Origin of the sequence: Curtobacterium sp. MCSS17_011 (assembly GCF_003224275.1) — a bacterium.
Taxonomy (GTDB): Bacteria; Actinomycetota; Actinomycetes; order Actinomycetales; family Microbacteriaceae; genus Curtobacterium.
This window is the reverse complement of sequence record NZ_QKLE01000014.1, coordinates 26,478-41,928: the sequence shown is the minus strand read 5'-3', so window position 1 is coordinate 41,928 and position 15,451 is coordinate 26,478. Positions and strand designations below refer to the sequence as shown.

General features: G+C 72.8%; 16 protein-coding genes. 6 read left to right on the top strand and 10 right to left on the bottom strand.

Annotated elements, in window-relative coordinates; genetic code table 11:
• Nucleotides 1-11: 11 nt before the first annotated feature.
• The 6 genes from DEJ17_RS10920 to DEJ17_RS10895 form a co-directional block, all read right to left on the bottom strand.
• Complete coding sequence (locus tag DEJ17_RS10920; RefSeq protein ID WP_110893805.1) at nt 12-1,535, bottom strand: helix-turn-helix domain-containing protein; 1,524 nt, start codon at nt 1,533-1,535, stop codon at nt 12-14.
• Complete coding sequence (locus DEJ17_RS10915; protein ID WP_110893803.1) at nt 1,532-2,626, bottom strand: DUF917 domain-containing protein; 1,095 nt, start codon at nt 2,624-2,626, stop codon at nt 1,532-1,534. The genes DEJ17_RS10920 and DEJ17_RS10915 overlap by 4 nt, the downstream gene beginning before the upstream one ends.
• A gap of 104 nt (nt 2,627-2,730) precedes the next feature.
• Nucleotides 2,731-3,855 (bottom strand): DUF917 domain-containing protein, encoded by a 1,125-nt coding sequence (locus tag DEJ17_RS10910; RefSeq protein WP_110893801.1) that lies wholly within the window; start codon nt 3,853-3,855, stop codon nt 2,731-2,733.
• Nucleotides 3,852-5,045, bottom strand: coding sequence for a DUF917 domain-containing protein (locus tag DEJ17_RS10905; protein ID WP_258366766.1), 1,194 nt, complete (start codon nt 5,043-5,045; stop codon nt 3,852-3,854). Before DEJ17_RS10905 ends, DEJ17_RS10910 begins: the two co-directional genes overlap by 4 nt.
• Nucleotides 5,042-6,598 (bottom strand): hydantoinase/oxoprolinase N-terminal domain-containing protein, encoded by a 1,557-nt coding sequence (locus DEJ17_RS10900; protein ID WP_110893799.1) that lies wholly within the window; start codon nt 6,596-6,598, stop codon nt 5,042-5,044. Before DEJ17_RS10900 ends, DEJ17_RS10905 begins: the two co-directional genes overlap by 4 nt.
• A 166-nt stretch (nt 6,599-6,764) precedes the next feature.
• Nucleotides 6,765-8,162, bottom strand: a complete 1,398-nt coding sequence (locus tag DEJ17_RS10895; protein ID WP_110863617.1) for a cytosine permease — start codon at nt 8,160-8,162, stop codon at nt 6,765-6,767.
• A gap of 175 nt (nt 8,163-8,337) precedes the next feature.
• On the opposite strand from DEJ17_RS10895, the gene nucS reads away from it, so the two are divergent.
• The 3 genes from nucS to DEJ17_RS10880 all read left to right on the top strand — a co-directional run bounded on the left by nucS (nt 8,338) and on the right by DEJ17_RS10880 (nt 11,087).
• The gene (nucS, locus tag DEJ17_RS10890) at nt 8,338-9,033 is read left to right on the top strand and encodes an endonuclease NucS (RefSeq protein ID WP_110893797.1); all 696 of its coding nucleotides are present in this window, start codon (nt 8,338-8,340) and stop codon (nt 9,031-9,033) included.
• A gap of 102 nt (nt 9,034-9,135) precedes the next feature.
• Nucleotides 9,136-9,810, top strand: a complete 675-nt coding sequence (locus DEJ17_RS10885; protein WP_110893795.1) for an HAD hydrolase-like protein — start codon at nt 9,136-9,138, stop codon at nt 9,808-9,810.
• Nucleotides 9,807-11,087: a CynX/NimT family MFS transporter gene (locus DEJ17_RS10880; protein ID WP_110893793.1), complete on the top strand. Its 1,281-nt coding sequence runs from the start codon at nt 9,807-9,809 to the stop codon at nt 11,085-11,087. The genes DEJ17_RS10885 and DEJ17_RS10880 overlap by 4 nt, the downstream gene beginning before the upstream one ends.
• A 95-nt stretch (nt 11,088-11,182) precedes the next feature.
• On the opposite strand, the gene DEJ17_RS10875 is transcribed toward DEJ17_RS10880, so the two are convergent.
• Nucleotides 11,183-12,016: an SDR family oxidoreductase gene (locus DEJ17_RS10875; protein ID WP_110893791.1), complete on the bottom strand. Its 834-nt coding sequence runs from the start codon at nt 12,014-12,016 to the stop codon at nt 11,183-11,185.
• A gap of 77 nt (nt 12,017-12,093) precedes the next feature.
• A complete protein-coding gene (locus DEJ17_RS10870) occupies nt 12,094-12,735 on the bottom strand; it encodes a nucleoside/nucleotide kinase family protein (RefSeq protein WP_110893789.1) in 642 nt (213 codons plus the stop codon).
• A gap of 54 nt (nt 12,736-12,789) precedes the next feature.
• On the opposite strand from DEJ17_RS10870, the gene DEJ17_RS10865 reads away from it, so the two are divergent.
• From DEJ17_RS10865 to DEJ17_RS10855, 3 genes are all read left to right on the top strand, one after another.
• Nucleotides 12,790-13,158 (top strand): VOC family protein, encoded by a 369-nt coding sequence (locus DEJ17_RS10865; RefSeq protein ID WP_110893787.1) that lies wholly within the window; start codon nt 12,790-12,792, stop codon nt 13,156-13,158.
• A gap of 74 nt (nt 13,159-13,232) precedes the next feature.
• Nucleotides 13,233-13,421, top strand: coding sequence for a hypothetical protein (locus DEJ17_RS10860; protein ID WP_110893785.1), 189 nt, complete (start codon nt 13,233-13,235; stop codon nt 13,419-13,421).
• Nucleotides 13,422-13,561: 140 nt separating this feature from the next.
• Complete coding sequence (locus DEJ17_RS10855) at nt 13,562-14,134, top strand: hypothetical protein (protein ID WP_146239697.1); 573 nt, start codon at nt 13,562-13,564, stop codon at nt 14,132-14,134.
• A gap of 5 nt (nt 14,135-14,139) precedes the next feature.
• Here DEJ17_RS10855 and DEJ17_RS10850 read toward each other — a convergent pair whose 3' ends face one another.
• Both DEJ17_RS10850 and DEJ17_RS10845 read right to left on the bottom strand, forming a co-directional pair.
• On the bottom strand, nt 14,140-14,580 hold the full coding sequence (locus DEJ17_RS10850) for an NUDIX hydrolase (protein ID WP_027466986.1): 441 nt from the start codon (nt 14,578-14,580) through the stop codon (nt 14,140-14,142).
• 280 nt (nt 14,581-14,860) lie between these two features.
• Entirely contained in the window at nt 14,861-15,451 is a 591-nt protein-coding gene (locus DEJ17_RS10845; RefSeq protein WP_110893781.1) for a TetR/AcrR family transcriptional regulator, read from the bottom strand.

Below are 15,451 nucleotides of genomic sequence, written 5' to 3'. Positions count from 1 at the left end.
GCAGCGAGCCCTCAGCCGCCGTCGCCCGCCCGCGCCCGCGTCGCCAGGTGCAGGGCGAGCCGGGTCTCCGGGTCGGACAGGTCCACCCCGAGCAGCCGCTGCACACGCGCGATGCGGTCGGACACCGTGTTCCGGTGCACGCCGAGCACCGCGGCGGTCTCGGCGATCGACGACTCCGCGTCCAGGTAGGCGGCGAGCGTCGTCAGGAGCGCGCCGCCACCACGCTCGAGCGGTGCGAGCAACTGCCGCGAGGCCGGCAGGAACGTGTCCGTCTGCGTCCACGCGAGCAGCAGCTGCGCGAGCCCGAGCCGGTCGACGTGCACGAAGTGCCCCGACTCCGGACGGCTCGCGGCCAGACGGGCGGCGTCGCCCGCCTCGCCGAGCGTCCGGACCAGCCCGGCGGGGCCCGCCTGCAGACTGCCGACGCCCACGTTGGTCTCCACGGTGGTGCGAAGTGTGTTCTGCGCGCGCCGCAGCCGACCCGCGATGTCGGCCACTGCCTCCCGGCCGGGTTCGTCGGGTTCCGACAGCCACAGCACCCAGCCGTCCGCCTGTTCGATGACGACCGCGTCGAGTCCTTCGGCGCGCACCGCGGCGTCGACCTGCTGGCGGAGCGCGACCAGGTCGACGCCCTGCCGCGCGACCACGCGTGCGCCGACGTGCCAGGCGTCCAACCGCCACCCGGCGGCGATGGTCCGCTGCACGAGCTGCGGGGCGGGCGCCCTGTCGGCCGCGCGGAGTTCGTCGAGCATCGCCATCCGGTAGCGCGCGTCGCGCTCGTCGTCGAGCCGGGTGAGCAGCAGCCGGTGCCCGACGGCCACGGCGGCGACCCGGAGCGCACTCGCGACCACCTGCTGTTCGGCGGTGATCGGGACGGGCAGGCCGACGGCGAGCCAGGCGCGCGGTCCGATGCCGGTGCCGACCGGGATCGCCACGAGCGTCTCGTCGACGCCCTCGGCCATCAGCACGTCGCTCGTGCCGGCTCGGCGGACGAGCACGGCGCGGGCTGCGTCGTCGACCGCGGCTCCGCGGAGTGCCAGGCCCGAGGCGTCGAGGAACCGCACCGGGTGGCCGAGCGACCGGTCGAGCCGGACGAACAGGTCGTCGAGTTCGGGACCGGCGTCGAGCGCGACGCGGGAGGCGTCGAGGGCTGCCCGGGCCGCCGGCCCCATCCCGGTGCCGATGAGTTCGTGCAGGCGGACCGAGGTCGCCCACGGGTCCGGCGTGGCGAGCACGGCGACGCCGAGCCGGTCGGCGAGCGTCGTGGTGCCGGGGCCGAGTTCCAGTGCCCCGTCGACGACGAGCAGGGTGGTGCCGGCCGCGGACGCCCGGCGCAGCAGCACGTCGAAGCGCGCGTCCGCGCGGTCGACGGGGGTGAGCAGCACGACGACGTCGTCGCCCTGCGCCAGGGACCGGCCGACCTGGTCGGGGGTCCCCACCACCCCGCGGACGCTCCGGGCCGCGGTGCTGCCGGGGCCGACGAGCAGGCGGGTGCCGGGCGGCAGGAGCGGGAGCAGGTCGCCGACGGCGTTCACGCGAGCACCTGGCCCGCGGCCTCGGGCACGACGTCCGCGTCGATGCCGAACGCCCGCGGCCCCATGCGCGCGGTGCGGTCGGGGTCCGCCCACCACCACGGTGCCGACGGCAGCACGAGCACGGCGAGTTCGTTGCCGACCCGGGTGCGGTCGGTCGCCACGGGCGCGAGCGATCGCGCGTCGACGACGGTGATGACGCTCGGGGTACTGGCGACCGGCAGACCGTCCACCAGGCAGTGCACGTACTCGCTGCCCGCCTCGACCCGGGCGACCGCACCGGTGTCGGCGTCGCGGATGGCCAGGCTGCTGCGCACGAACGCGAGCGCGTCCCCCTCGCGCTGCACGTCGATGACCCGGCCCTGCGCGACGACCCGTCCGCCGATGAGCGCGGCGAGTTCCGCCGCGTCACGTGCACCACCGGCTGCGCGTCCGATCCGGAGGGCGCGCTGCACGCTGCCGACCACGGCCCGCTCGCGCAGCAGCGCCACCGGGACCGGGCCGATCGCGAAGGCCGCCCAGCCGCCGCTGTGCGAGACGGCCTCGCGCCACACCGTCTCGACGTCGTGGGGGTGCCGGGCGTCGACGACGATCCGCAGACCGCTCGTGGTGGCCGCCGCGGCCGTGACCGTCGTGGTCGGGCCGACGAAGACCGACAGCTGGTCGATGCGCGGGACCGCGCGGCCGACCAGGTCCGCGTCGACGAGCGGCAGTCCGGCGGCGTGGGCGGTGAGGGCGGCGGCCGGTCCGGTCACGCCGCCGATCTGCGCGGCGACGACGGCGTCGGCACGGGTGCCCGTCCAGCGTTCGACCGCCGCGAGCGCGGCCGGCAACTCCTCGCCGCTCGGCATCTTCTCCTCGAGCACGGTCGTCGACCCGATCAGCCCGACGGCCACCACCGAGCCGAGCGCGGGTTCGTCGAGGTCGACGACCGGCACGCTGCGGTCGCCGAGCGCGAAGCGGAGCGCGCTGACCATGTGGTCGACGCGGCCGCCACCACCGCAGCCGAGCAGGGCGGTGCCGCGCCCGAAGACGGTCGCGTCGTCGGCCTGGAGGCCCGCCACACCGCCGCCCCGCCGCTCACCCTGGTCCATGGGTCCATTCTGCTGCCGTGGTCGCGTCCCGGGGCCGGAGCCCGGGGCCGGAGCCCGGGGTCGGCTGCAGGAGCCGAGTGCCGGGGTCGGCGCGCGGCCATCGGTCAGCCGACCGCCGGAGCGGGCGGGCGGACGTGCTCGTGCAGCTCCTCGACCGGGACGAAGGGTTCGTCGAGCCCGAAGCACGACGGCCCGAACACGGCGAGCGCCTCCGGGGTCCGCATCAGGTCCGGGGTCGAGATGCCGATGACCCGGACGCGCTGCCCGAACCGCAGGCGCTCGGTGGTGATCGGCTCGGCGGTCTCGGCGTCGAGGACGCAGATCAGGTCGGGCACGACGGCGACGAGCTGACCGTCACGCCGGGCGACGAGGTTCTCGTTCTGGAACCGGAGTTCGAGCTCGGAGCCGTCGGTCCCCTGCACGGTGGCACGACCGCGGGCGAACCCGTCGACCGTGCGGCGCTCGACGTCGACGACCTTGCCGTCGAACAGCTCGCGCAGGTGCGTGTAGATCGTCGTGCCGAGGGCCTCGGCGAGCGCGTCGACGGGGTCGCGGTGGGCTTCGCGGGCGACCCGGATGGCCCGACCGACGGCGAGTGCCAGTGAGAGCGTGCGCGGGACGGCGGTCTCCCGCACCTGGCGGCCGGACATGGCGTACTCGGCGATGTAGGCGACGCCGCCGAGCCGGATGGTGACGCCGCGGGCGAGCCACTCCATCTTCTTGTTGTCCGTGCCGGTCTCGATGATGACGCCGTGGCCGTTCTCGTCGCTGATCGCGAGCGGGCTGCCAGGGACCCCGTAGACCGAGAACGTCTCCATCTGCAGCTCGGGGAACGCGCGGCCCATGCCGTCCGCGTCGACGACGGGCAGGCCGCCGGTGGCGCCGACGAGCAGCGGGATCATCGAGTTGATGCCGCCGCACTCGATGGGCATCGTCGCGGTCGCCGTCCGACCCAGGTGGGCTTCGAGCCGACGGAGGGCGCCGAGGGGTTCCGGCCCGGCCGGGATGCGTTCGAGCACCACGGTTGGTGCGCCCATCTGCGCGGTGGGAATGACGAGGGCGTCGTCGGGCACCTCGGACGGGTCGAGGATCGTGACGGGGCCGTGCTGTTCGATCGCGGCGCGGACCAGGAGCATCCCGATGGTCGGGTCGCCCCCGCCGCCGGTGCCGAGCAGCGCGGCGCCGCGGGCCAGGTCGGGCAGGTCGTCGACGTCGAGGATCCAGCTCATCGGTGCGCTCCCGTGCTCGTCTCGCCCGCGCTCGTGCTGCCGTCGTGGCGGACCGCCGGGGTGTCGTAGCCGAAGTACCGCGGGCCGGCCAGGCGCAGGCCGTCCGGGGAGTGCCAGCGCTCGTCGGCCGGTGCGGTGACGATCCGGATGCGGGCGCCGAAGCGCAGGGCCTCGGTGGTGATCGGCTCGCCGGTCTCGGCGTCCAGGGTGATGATGAGGTCGGGAGCCGTGGTGCGGACCTGGCCGGCCACCTCGACCAGCAGGTGCTCGTTCTGGAACCGGAGCACCGCCTCCAGGCCGGTGTCGCTGCCGGAACCGGCGATGCGGGCCATGCCACGGGCGAACCCGGTGACGGTCTTGCGCTCGATGTCGGCGACCTTGCCCTCGAACACGACCGTGCCGCCGAGCACCTCGGTGACCGCCGTGACGGGGTCGGCGTTCTCGCTGCGTGCGCGGACCAGCGTTTCGCCGAGCCGGACGCTCAGTGACAGGCTGCCGCGGACGAACGACTCCTTCACCTGCGCGCCGGACATGGCGTACTGCGCGGTGATCGCGGAGCACCCCATCTCGACCGTCGCCGTGCGGGCGAGCCGTTCCGCCCACCGGTTGTCCACCGTGTCGAAGACGACGGTGTTGCCCTTCTCGTCCGCCAGGGCCATCGGTGTCGCGCTGACCCCGGACAGGGTCGGCAGCACCATCTGCACCTCGGGGAACGCGCGGCCCATGCCGTCACCGTCGACCAGGGGCAGGCCGAGCTCGGCAGCGGCGACGATCGGCGTCGTCGAGTTCACGCCGCCGACCTCGATGCAGGCCAGGTGGGTCGGGGTGACCCCGAGGAACGCGGAGAGGCTGCGGATGGCCTCGGCGAACTGGCCGGCGGACGGCAGCTTCTCGACCATCACCGTGGGAGCGCCGATCATCGCGACCGAGAGCACCACGGCGTCGTCGGGCAGGTCCTCGACCTGGACGATCTCGACCGGGCCGTGGGCGCGGACGGCGGCCTCGGCGAGCAGGCGTCCGATGTAGGGGTCACCGCCGCCGCCGGTGCCGAGGATCGCGGCGCCGCGGGCAAGTGCGGAGCAGTCGGCACCGATGGCGGTGAGGAGGGGTGCTGTGGGCGCGGCGTGCGTGGTTGCGGCTGCGGCTGCGGCTGCGGCTGCGGCGCGGGGCGCGGCTTGCGTGGCGCTCATCGGACCAGCGCCCCGAGTGCCAGGTCGCCGACGGCCTTGGCGCGGATCCGCGTCGCGTTGCCCGGCAGGTACGGGATCGGGACCTCGTCGAAGTCGACGATGTCCACCGAGCCGGGGTCGGCGCCGGCCGCGATGGCACGGTCGACGGCCTCCTGACGGGCCTCGTCGACCACAGCGGACCGGCGGCCGTCGCTGATCGCGTAGACCTTGTCGACCTCGCCGCTGACCTGCGCGATCGCCGCGCCGATGGCGTTGGCGACGGAGTAGTGCTCCGGGCGGTGCACGGTGCCGAGTCCGGGCAGGGTGTCCGGCAACAGCACCGAACCGCCGCCGACCGCGACGACGGGCAGCGGGTCGGACGAGGTGCGCATCCGCTCGACGATGTCGGCGACGCGCTCCGCGATGACGTCGAGCGCGCGGGCGGCGACCTCGGCCGGCACCCCGGCGACGAGCGACGGGTCCCCGATCGCGCCACGGCCACCGCGGACGGCCACGTCGGTGGCGGTCAGGGTGGTGCCGCCGAAGACCAGGCCCTCCTCGGTCAGGCGGTACCCGACGGAGTCCGGCCCGACGACGCTGCCGTCCTCGCGGATGCGGGAGCCGCCGCCGATGCCGACGGACAGGACGTCGGGCATCCGGAAGTTCGTGCGGATGCCCGCGACGGCGACCTCGCCGGTGGCCTCACGTGGGAAGCCCGCGGTCAGGACGCCGACGTCGCTCGTGGTGCCACCGACGTCGACGACCGCGCAGGTGTCGAAGCCGGACAGCACCGCTGCGCCGCGCATCGAGTTCGTCGGGCCCGAGGCGAACGTCGCCACCGGGTAGCGACGGGCGTACTCGACGTCCATCAGCGTGCCGTCGTTCTGGCTCAGGAAGAGCGGGGCGTCGATACCGCTGCCCGTGACCGACCCGGACAGGCCGTCGACGATCCGGTCGGCGAGCTCTCGGAGCGCCGCGTTGATGATCGTCGCGTTCTCGCGCTCGAGCAGGCCGATCCGACCGATCTCGGACGACAGCGAGAACGCCACGTCCGGCCCGAGTTCGGCGGCCATGATCTCCTGCGCGCGCTGCTCGAACTCGTCGTTGATCGGGGAGAACACCGACGAGATCGCGACGGAACGGATGCCCGCCGCCGCGATGGCACCCGCGTGCCGCTTGAGTTCCTCGGGGTCGAGCTCCGAGATGACGCGGCCGTCGAACTCGTGGCCGCCGTGGGCCAGGAACGGCTGCGCGTGCACGGCCGACACCAGGTGCCCGGGCCAGTCCGTGAACGGGGGCAGTGACGCCGTCGCCGGCAGGCCCAGGCGGACCGCGGCGGTCGGCGCGAGGCCGCGTGCCTCGACCAGGGCGTTGATGAAGTGGGTGGTGCCGATCATCACGCCGTCGATGTCCGTGGAAGCGAAGGCGTGCTGCTCGCGCAGGCCGTCGAGCGCGGCGACGATGCCGGAGGTCACGTCGGGGGTGGTGGACCGCTTGACCGCCGCACGGACGGAGCTGCCGTCCATCAGGACGGCGTCCGTGTTGGTGCCGCCGACGTCGATGCCGATGCGCATGGGGGTTCCCTTCGGTGGTGCGGGTGCGGGTGCGGTGGTGCGGGTGCGGGGTCTTCGCGGGGGGGGTGTTGCTGGTTCGTGGGGTGGCGCCTGTTGTGGGGACCGGCCGCGCCGCCGCGCGGATCAGGGGTGCGCCGACGCGACCGGCCGTTCGGGAGCGCCCGGGTCAGGCGGCCGGGGTGGCCGGTGCGGCGGGTGCTGCGGCGACCGGGGCGGACGATGCAGCCGGCGCGGCCTCGGTCCGACTGACACCGACGCCGCGGATCAGTCCGACCTTGCCGGCGACCACGTAGAGCACGAAGGCGATGACCACGGAGTTGATCGACGGGATGCCGACGGCGACGAAGTACCCGATGAGCGAGGCGATCGCCCAGATGACCAGGGTGGCCGGCACCCAGGTGGGCGAGGTCGCCGGGATGTTCTCGGCGTCGCTCAGCTCACGGCGCCAGCGCTTCACGACGAAGTACTCCGCCACCATGATCCCGGCGATGGGCGGGAAGACGACCCCGAGCACGGACAGGAACGGTGTGAGGGCCCCGAGGAACCCGACGGCGGCGAGCACCGAGCCGACGACGCCCATCACGAGCGTCACGAGCCCGCGGTTCACCTGCTTGCCGAACACCGCGTCGATGAAGTTCGTGACGCCGAGGCTCGAGCTGTAGATGTTCCAGTCGTTGATCTTGAACGTGCCGAGCAGGATCACGAGGATGCCGACCCAGCCGACGCTCGACGTGATCACGCGGGTGATGTCCGCGGAGCCGACGGCGTGGGCGAGCAGGACGCCGGCCAGGCCGATGACGTACTCGCCGAGCGTCACGCCGAGCAGCGTCTGCTTCACGACGTCGCCGACCGACCGGTTGAAGCGCGTCATGTCCGGCGTGATCACCGCACCGACGATGAACCCGCCGGCCACCAGGGTGGTCCCGGCGACGAAGCTCAGCTCCGGACCGGCCGGGGCACGTGCGGCGAGCTCGGCGATGGAGTGCCGGCTCAGCTCGACGATGACCGCCCAGCCGACGAGCACCAGGAACAGCGGCACGGTCACGTTCGCCAGCCACTGCATCGAGTGGAACCCGCGCAGGACGATCGCGGTGACGAGCAGCCCGAACACGAGCGACCACGCCCAGGCCGGCAGGATCGGCAGGATCGAGACGAGGCCGGCCGCCGAGACGCCCGACTGGATGCCGAACCAGCCGATCAGGCTCAGCCCGATCGCCAGCCCGACCAGCGCCGAGCCGGCCTTGCCGAACCCGGTCCAGCGGGCGATGACCGAGGTGTTCAAGCCCTCCTTGACGCCGATGACGCCGACGAGCACCGAGACGATCTCCAGGATCACGGCGCCGAGGGTGATCGCCCAGAAGGCGTCCCAGAAGCTCATGCCGAAGCCGAGCGTCGCACCGAGCAGGAACTGGGACAGGGCCGAGATCTGCCCGAATCGCTGCACGGCGACCTGGAACCAGCCGTAGCGCGCGGACATCGGGACTCGGCTGAGCGAGTAGTCGTCGACGGCGACCGACTCGGAACGGGGGGTTCGTGGTGCTGACACTGCGGTCTCGCTGGCCATCGTGGCTCCTCGGGGAGGGGTGTCGGCGTGGGCCGATCGGGGTGTGAGCCACGGTAGGACGGCTTCGGATTGCGGTACATGTGCAGAACGTCGTTACGGGCATGTGAATCCGTGCGGGCTGCACAGCCAGCGCGCCCGGTCCGGTTGACGACACCGCTCCGGTTAGGCTTCCGGGGTGCGTCTCGTCATCGCCCGGTGCTCCGTCGACTACGCGGGCCGGCTCTCAGCCCACCTGCCGCTCGCGACCCGCCTGCTCATGCTCAAGGCGGACGGCTCCCTGCTCGTGCACTCCGACGGCGGCAGCTACAAGCCGCTGAACTGGATGAGCCCGCCCTGCTCGATCGAGATCACCGAGCCGGACGAGGAGCAGTCGGTCGCCGGCATCACGCAGGTGTGGACGGTGACGCAGAAGAAGACGCAGGACAAGCTCATCGTCTCCCTGTACGAGGTCATCGCCGACGAGACCCACGACCTCGGCGTCGACCCGGGCCTGGTGAAGGACGGGGTCGAGGCACACCTGCAGCAGCTCCTGGCCGAGCAGATCGAGCTGCTCGGTGACGGCCACACCCTGGTCCGCCGCGAGTACATGACGGCGATCGGGCCGGTCGACATCCTGGCCCGCGACGACGCGGGAGCGAGCGTCGCGGTCGAGATGAAGCGCAACGCCAACATCGACGCGGTCGAGCAGCTCACCCGCTACCTGGAGCTCATGAACCGCGACCCGCACCTGCGTCCGGTGCAGGGCGTGCTGGCTGCGCAGACGGTGGCCCCGCAGGCGCGCACCCTCGCCGAAGATCGCGGCATCCGCGTCCTCGTGCTCGACTACGACGCGATGCGCGGCATCGAGGGCGGGCACACCCGCCTGTTCTGAGCGGCGTCGGGCCGTCCGGCCTGGAGGCGCGGCGCACCCCCGCCCCGCGGCCGACGGATCCCGGATGGTCGCGTTCCACGGCCCGGCTAGGGTGGACAGGACATGACCAGCCCGTTCTCCGCCATCCTGTTCGACCTCGACGGCACCATCAGCGACTCCGCGCCGGGCATCCTCGAGAGCCTGACGCACACCTTCCGCACCGTCGGCGTCCCGGTGCCGGACCACGACACCCTGATGTCGTTCGTGGGCCCGCCGATCATGGACACGTTCCGCGTCGCGATGGGCATGGACGAGGAGCTCGCCGACCGCACCCTCGCCGTGTACCGCGAGCACTACTTCTCGCACGGAGCGCTCGACTCCGCGATGTTCCCGGACATCGACGTGGTGCTGCGCACCCTGCACCAGGCGGGGCTGCCGATCTCGACGGCGACGAGCAAGCCGGAGACCCCGGCGACCTACATCCTCGAGCACTACGGGCTCACCGGGGACATCGACATCATCACGGGTGCGAGCGACGACGAGGTGCGGTCGAGCAAGGCCGACGTCGTCGAAGAGGCGCTGCGACGACTCGAGGCCCACGGCTTCGACATCAGCCGCCCGGTGCTGATCGGCGACCGGAAGCACGACGTCGAGGGCGCGACCGTGCACGGCGTCCCGGTCGTCTTCGCCGAGTGGGGCTACGGCTCCCCCGACGAGGCCGAGGGCACCATCGCCCGCGCCGCCACCCCGCTCGACCTGCTGCCGATCCTGCTGCCGTCCGCGACGCCGTCCGCATGAGCGGCGACGTCGTCCGGCGGGGGCTCCGCGGGGCCGCCTGGCTGCTGCCGGCGGCCATCGTCCTGATCGCACTGAACTTCCGCGGCCCGATCGTCGCGACCGCACCGGTCATCGGGGACGTCCGCGCCGACCTCGGCCTGACCGCGACGATCGCCGGGCTGCTGACGACGATCCCGGTGCTGTGCTTCGCCCTCGCGACGCCGTTCGCCAGCTGGGTCATCGCGAAGGCCGACCCCGAGCGCGCGGTGTCCCTGTCGCTCGTCATCGTGCTCGCCGGCACCGTCGTGCGCTCGATGCCCTCGTCGGCGGCCCTGCTGATCGGCACCGCGGTCATCGGCATCGGCATCACGATCGGCAACGTGGTGATCCCGGTGGTCATCCGGCGCGACACCTCGCCGGAGCGCGTCGGCCTGGTCACCGGCGTCTACACGTCGGCGCTCAACGTCGGGTCGATGATCACGTCGCTCGGCACCGCTCCCCTGGCGGCGCTGTGGGGGTGGCCGGTCGCCATCGCGATCTGGGCGGTCTTCGCGCTCATCGCCGCGGCTGCCTGGACCTACGCGGTCGGCGCACGCCCTGCCTGGCGACGCCCGCTGCCGTCCGAGCGGGACGAGCCGCTGCCCGTCACGGGTCCGATCGACCAGGTGCTCGACACCGGGGCGATCCGGACCGCCCGCGCCGCCGAGGCCGCACGGGTCGCCGCCGCCGAGCCCATCCGACCGGCACGACGGCTCATCACCTGGGGCCTGACGCTCGCCTTCGGCGGTCAGGCGTTCTCGTACTACGCCCTGACCGCGTGGATCCCGACGCTGCTGCACGACGAGATCGGCTTCTCGAAGGCGTCGTCGGGCGCGAGCTCGTCGGTGTTCCAGATCCTGGCCGTCGTCGGGGCGCTCGGTGTCCCGCTGCTCGCGACCCGGTGGCGTCCGGCGGCGATCATCGCCCTGGTCGGCACCCTGTGGCTGGCGATGCCGCTCGGGCTGCTGTTCGCCCCGCAGCTCTGGTTGCTGTGGTCGGTGCTCGGTGGCGCTGCCCAGGGTGGGGGGATCACCGTGATCTTCATCGTGATCGTGCGGATCGTCTCGAGCGATGCCGACGCCCGCAGGATGTCCGCGTTCGTGCAGGGCGGCGGCTACCTGCTCGGCTCGGCCGGGCCGCTCGTCGCCGGTGCGCTGCACGGTGCGACGGGGACCTGGACGGCACCGCTGCTCGTCGTGCTCGTCGCGGTGCTCACCCTCGGTGTCGTCGGGACGTTCGCCGCGCGACGGGTGTCCTGACCGAGGACGTCGGCACGTGCGCCGCTTCGTGAGCAGGAACGGTCGGGTGCCCGCGGCCGACCCGACACCTTCTGCTCACCATGCACGGCGCCGGGTCAGCTCGTGGCGAGCACCTCGCGCAGGGACATCGGCGCACGCCCGGTAATGCGTTCGACGTCGCCGGACACGTGCGCGAGCGCCCCCTCGGCGATGGCCGTGTAGGTGCTCACCCAGGCGTCGGCCTGCCACGGCTCCGGGTTCCACCGCGCACGTGATGCGTACGCCTCGTCGAGGGTCTCCGGGTGGTAGCTGACCGTGCGGCCGCGGACCTCGGACACGATCGCCGCCGCCTGGGCCAGGGTGATCGCCTCGGGGCCGGTCAGCTCGTACGTCTGGTCGCGGTGCGCGTCCGGGTCGTGCAGCACCGCGGTCGCGACGCGAGCGACGTCCGCACGGGCGACCGCTGCCATGGCGCCGTCGCCGGCCGGCCCGCGGATCACGCCGTCCTCGCCGACCAGGTCCTCGACGAAGTCCAGGTAGAAGCTGTCGCGCAGGAAGGTGAAGGCCATCCCGCTCTCGCGGATCGCCTGCTCGGTCGCCCAGTGGTCGCGTCCGAGCGTGAAGGTCGCATCGGGAGCCGCACCGAGGAACGACGTGTACACGATGTGCCGCACCCCCGCGTCGGCCGCCGCGGCGACGAACGCCCGGTGCTGGTCGAGGCGGTCCTGGGCCTCGGCCGCCGAGACCATGAGCAGCACCTCGACGCCATCGAGCGCCGCTCGGCTCGCGTCGGCATCGGCGAAGGTCGCGACGGCGACCTCGGTGCCGGGCAGCTCCGGCGCACGCGAGGCGTCGCGCACGAGCATCCGGAACGACACGGCGTCCGCGGCGAGCGCGGCACTCACGGCGCCTCCGATGTTGCCGGTCGCTCCGGTGATGGCGATGGTCATGGTCGCTCCTCGTGTCGGTGCTGTTTCGTGGTTGTGGGCGTCACTTGGTGGTCGTCGCGGTCGCGTCGGTCAGGGGGTCACGTCCACACCGTCCTGGAGGCCCGGCTCACCGTTGGCGCGACCCTGGCGGCGTTCACGCCGTCCACCTCCACGGCCCACGCGCGGGCGGCGTCGTGGTCGCGGCCGTGCCGCATGTGGCGGCCGACCAGGCGGTCGAGCCGCACCGCGTCGTCGACGGCGCAGAACCACGTCTCGGTGAAGAGCGCCGGCAGCGCCGACCACGGTGCGGTGTCGTCGAGCAGGTAGTTGCCCTCGGACACCACGAGTCGAGCTGTGCGGGGCACCGCGATGCTGCCGGCGACGGGTTCGTCCACGCGACGGTCGAAGTCCGGCGCCCAGACGACGGCCTCGTCGGCGGCGACGAGCCGGCGGACGAGCGCGATGTAGCCGTCGGCGTCGAAGGTGTCCGCCGCGCCCTTGCGCTCGCGCCGACCGAGGGCGTCGAGCGCCGCGTTCGACAGGTGGAAGCCGTCCATCGGGACCTGCACCGCCGTACCCGCCCCGAGGCGGTCGTCGACGGCGGTGACGACGCGGCGGGCGAGCGTGGACTTGCCGGCACCCGGTGCTCCGGCGATCCCCAGCACCGTGCGGCGGTTCGAACGGGCCAGTTCGACGGCGCGCTCGACGGCCTGGTCGACGGTCGTGCCGGAGTCGCTCACGGCTTCATCCTCGCAGAGTGCACCGACGCCGGCCCGCGGTGGTTCACTTGCCGCATGGTCGATGCGACGAAGGCGTTCAGCGGGTTCTCGGTGCGTGGCGTGCCCGAGGCGAAGGCGTTCTACGAGGACGTCCTGGGGGTCGAGGTCACCGAGGACCACGGCATGCTCTTCCTGCAGCTCGGCGGTGGACACCAGGTGCTCGTCTACCCGAAGGGCCCGGGTCACGAACCAGCGGCCTTCACGGTGCTGAACTTCCCCGTACCGGACATCGACGCCGCGGTCGACGAGCTCACCGCGAAGGGCGTCGTGTTCCTGCAGTACGAGGGGATGACCGACGACCGGGGGGTGAACCGGAAGGGCGGGCCGCTCATCGCCTGGTTCACCGACCCGTCGGGCAACGTCCTCAGCGTCCTCGAGGAGTGAACATGTTGCATTCCGAAAGCTCGCGTCGGCGCTGCTGATCGCCCTACCGTCCTCTCACCGACGAGAGGACGGACATGACGAAGGTGCTGGGACGGCAGTGGACCCGCGAGGAGCTCCTGGTGGAGCGGGCGAGGGTCCGCGCGGAGTGGAACCTCGACGATCGGGAGTTCGCCCCGACCGAGCAGTGGCGGGACCTGTTCACGGACGAGTACCTCGCACAGGACTGGCTGGACAGCATCTCGTTCCTGCTCGGCGAGCGATGACCGGGCAGTCGACTGCCGCGGTTGAGCAACAGGCGGAGATCGCGCAGAGCCTCCTCGACGCTTCCCTGCCTGGTCACGGGGTGCGGTTCGACTACGACCTCGACGTCCCGAACGGAACGGCAGTCGTCCAACCTGCTGCCGTGGCGGGCAGGACACCGCCGGTCCGCCTGACGGTCGGCGGCATCCACACCGCGGACCTCACGCTGTCGATCCGCTTCAGATGGAGCGATCGCCTCGAGGTACTCACCATGAACGAGAGCCGGTTCACCCTGCTCCTCGCGGACGAACGACAGCCACTGGCCCGCTTCGAGTTCCAGGAAGCGTTGACCGCCACTCCGCAGTCGCACTGGCACCTGCACGCCGAGCGCGGCGCGTTCAGTTCGTTGCTGGCACGAGCCCGCGACCACGGTTCCGGTCGGCGTGATGCGGCGAGGTTGTCGTCGTTGCACTTCCCGCTCGGCGGCCCGCACTTCCGGCCGAGCCTCGCCGATGTGGTCGAGTTCGTCATCGTCGAGTGCGGCGTGGACGCTCTGCCGACGTGGCGGGACGCGGTGCACGGGTTCCGCAGTCGTTGGCGCCGCGCAGAAGCCGAGGCAACCGCTCGGCAGTTCCCGGCAGAGACCGCGCAGTCGCTCCGCAACCTCGGGTGGGGTGTCCAGCCCCCGGAACCCGCCGCGGTCCCACCGCAGTTCGCGGTGCTGCGCGCGGGATGACGCCGTCAGCGGGACAGGGCACCCGCCCAGCCGAGGGCGATCGGCACGAGCAGGCCGTGGCGGTGGTGGGGGAGCTCGGCAACGGGGATCCACCGCGACTCGTCGGTCGAGCCGTCGAGCTCGTGACGCAGGGCTCCCCCGGTGATGGTCGCCCGGAACACCACCTGCACGGCCTTCATCGGGCGACCGTTGGCGTGGATGCGGCGTTCGGCGGGGACGATGTGGTGCCGGACCCCGAGCAGGGCGCCGGCCTGGGCCTCGTACCCGGTCTCCTCGCGGATCTCCCGCACGACGGCCTGCTCGACGGTCTCGTCGAACTCCACCCCGCCGCCCGGCAGCGTCCACGTTCCCGCGTCGGGGTGACGCAGCTTGGCCAGGAGCACGCGGTCACCGTCCGTGATCACGCCGTAGGCGGCGAGCCGGGTGTCGTAGTCCGTGTACTCCATGGGCCGACCATGCCAGGTGGGTGCACCGACGTCTGCCAGCCGCGCCGGGCCTCCAGGCCGTGGACCGGGGGTGGGGCGGACGCTCCACCAGACCGCCGACCGGTCAGGACCCCCCCGCGGCCCGCACGCCGAGCGGTCACAGACCGTCGGCGCCGCCGCCCGCAGACGACGGAACCTGACCACGCGACGCTGCACGCGCGGGGAGTCGTGACCGCTCGCCGTTCAAGGCCCCGGACCCGGGGTGGTGCCAACCGGACCCGACGTGCGCGCCCGACCCGGATCAGGCGTCGACGCGTGTCGCTGCCCAGCCCACGCGCATCCGGGTGACCGCCCGGTCGAAGGCGCTGAGCGGTTCCCCGTCGTCGCGGATCACGGACTGGAGCTGGAGCCCCTCGTACAGTGCCATGAGCTGCTCGGCGGCGTGCCGGGGCGATGCACCGCGGGGTTCCCGGCCGGCGACGACGTCACGGACCAGGGCGAGCGTGACGTCCTCGAACGAACGCGTGTACTGGGTGCGGAACCATCCGGCGGCGGGGTGCGCGGGGTTCGAGGTGGCGCTCAGCACGGCGACCCGGAGGCGCACGAGGGCCGGGTCGTCGATGCCCGCGACGAGCCGGGCACGCAGGTACGCGACCGTGCCGTCGCGCTCGGCGATCGGCCAGAGCTGCCGTCGGCTGCCGTTGTTCCACTTGTCCATGACCGCGACCAGCAGCAGTTCCCACGTCGGGAACGCGCGGCGGAACTCGGCGGCCGTGACCCCGGTGTGCTCGGCGACCTCGTCCGGCCCGACACGGTGGAAGTCGCCGGCGCGGTAGGCACTGATCGCCCCGGCGACGATGCGTGCGCGGAGGTCGACATCGGTCGTGGGCAT

Bases quoted from the DNA above. Each gene is read 5' to 3' on its own strand.
- DEJ17_RS10915 (WP_110893803.1), bottom strand. From the start codon at position 2,626: ATGGACCAGGGTGAGCGGCGGGGCGGCGGTGTGGCGGGCCTCCAGGCC.
- DEJ17_RS10910 (WP_110893801.1), bottom strand. From the start codon at position 3,855: ATGAGCTGGATCCTCGACGTCGACGACCTGCCCGACCTGGCCCGCGGC.
- DEJ17_RS10905 (WP_258366766.1), bottom strand. From the start codon at position 5,045: ATGAGCGCCACGCAAGCCGCGCCCCGCGCCGCAGCCGCAGCCGCAGCC.
- DEJ17_RS10900 (WP_110893799.1), bottom strand. From the start codon at position 6,598: ATGCGCATCGGCATCGACGTCGGCGGCACCAACACGGACGCCGTCCTG.
- DEJ17_RS10895 (WP_110863617.1), bottom strand. From the start codon at position 8,162: ATGGCCAGCGAGACCGCAGTGTCAGCACCACGAACCCCCCGTTCCGAG.
- DEJ17_RS10885 (WP_110893795.1), top strand. From the start codon at position 9,136: ATGACCAGCCCGTTCTCCGCCATCCTGTTCGACCTCGACGGCACCATC.
- DEJ17_RS10880 (WP_110893793.1), top strand. From the start codon at position 9,807: ATGAGCGGCGACGTCGTCCGGCGGGGGCTCCGCGGGGCCGCCTGGCTG.
- DEJ17_RS10875 (WP_110893791.1), bottom strand. From the start codon at position 12,016: ATGACCATCGCCATCACCGGAGCGACCGGCAACATCGGAGGCGCCGTG.
- DEJ17_RS10865 (WP_110893787.1), top strand. From the start codon at position 12,790: ATGGTCGATGCGACGAAGGCGTTCAGCGGGTTCTCGGTGCGTGGCGTG.
- DEJ17_RS10860 (WP_110893785.1), top strand. From the start codon at position 13,233: ATGACGAAGGTGCTGGGACGGCAGTGGACCCGCGAGGAGCTCCTGGTG.
- DEJ17_RS10850 (WP_027466986.1), bottom strand. From the start codon at position 14,580: ATGGAGTACACGGACTACGACACCCGGCTCGCCGCCTACGGCGTGATC.
- DEJ17_RS10845 (WP_110893781.1), bottom strand. From the start codon at position 15,451: ATGCCCACGACCGATGTCGACCTCCGCGCACGCATCGTCGCCGGGGCG.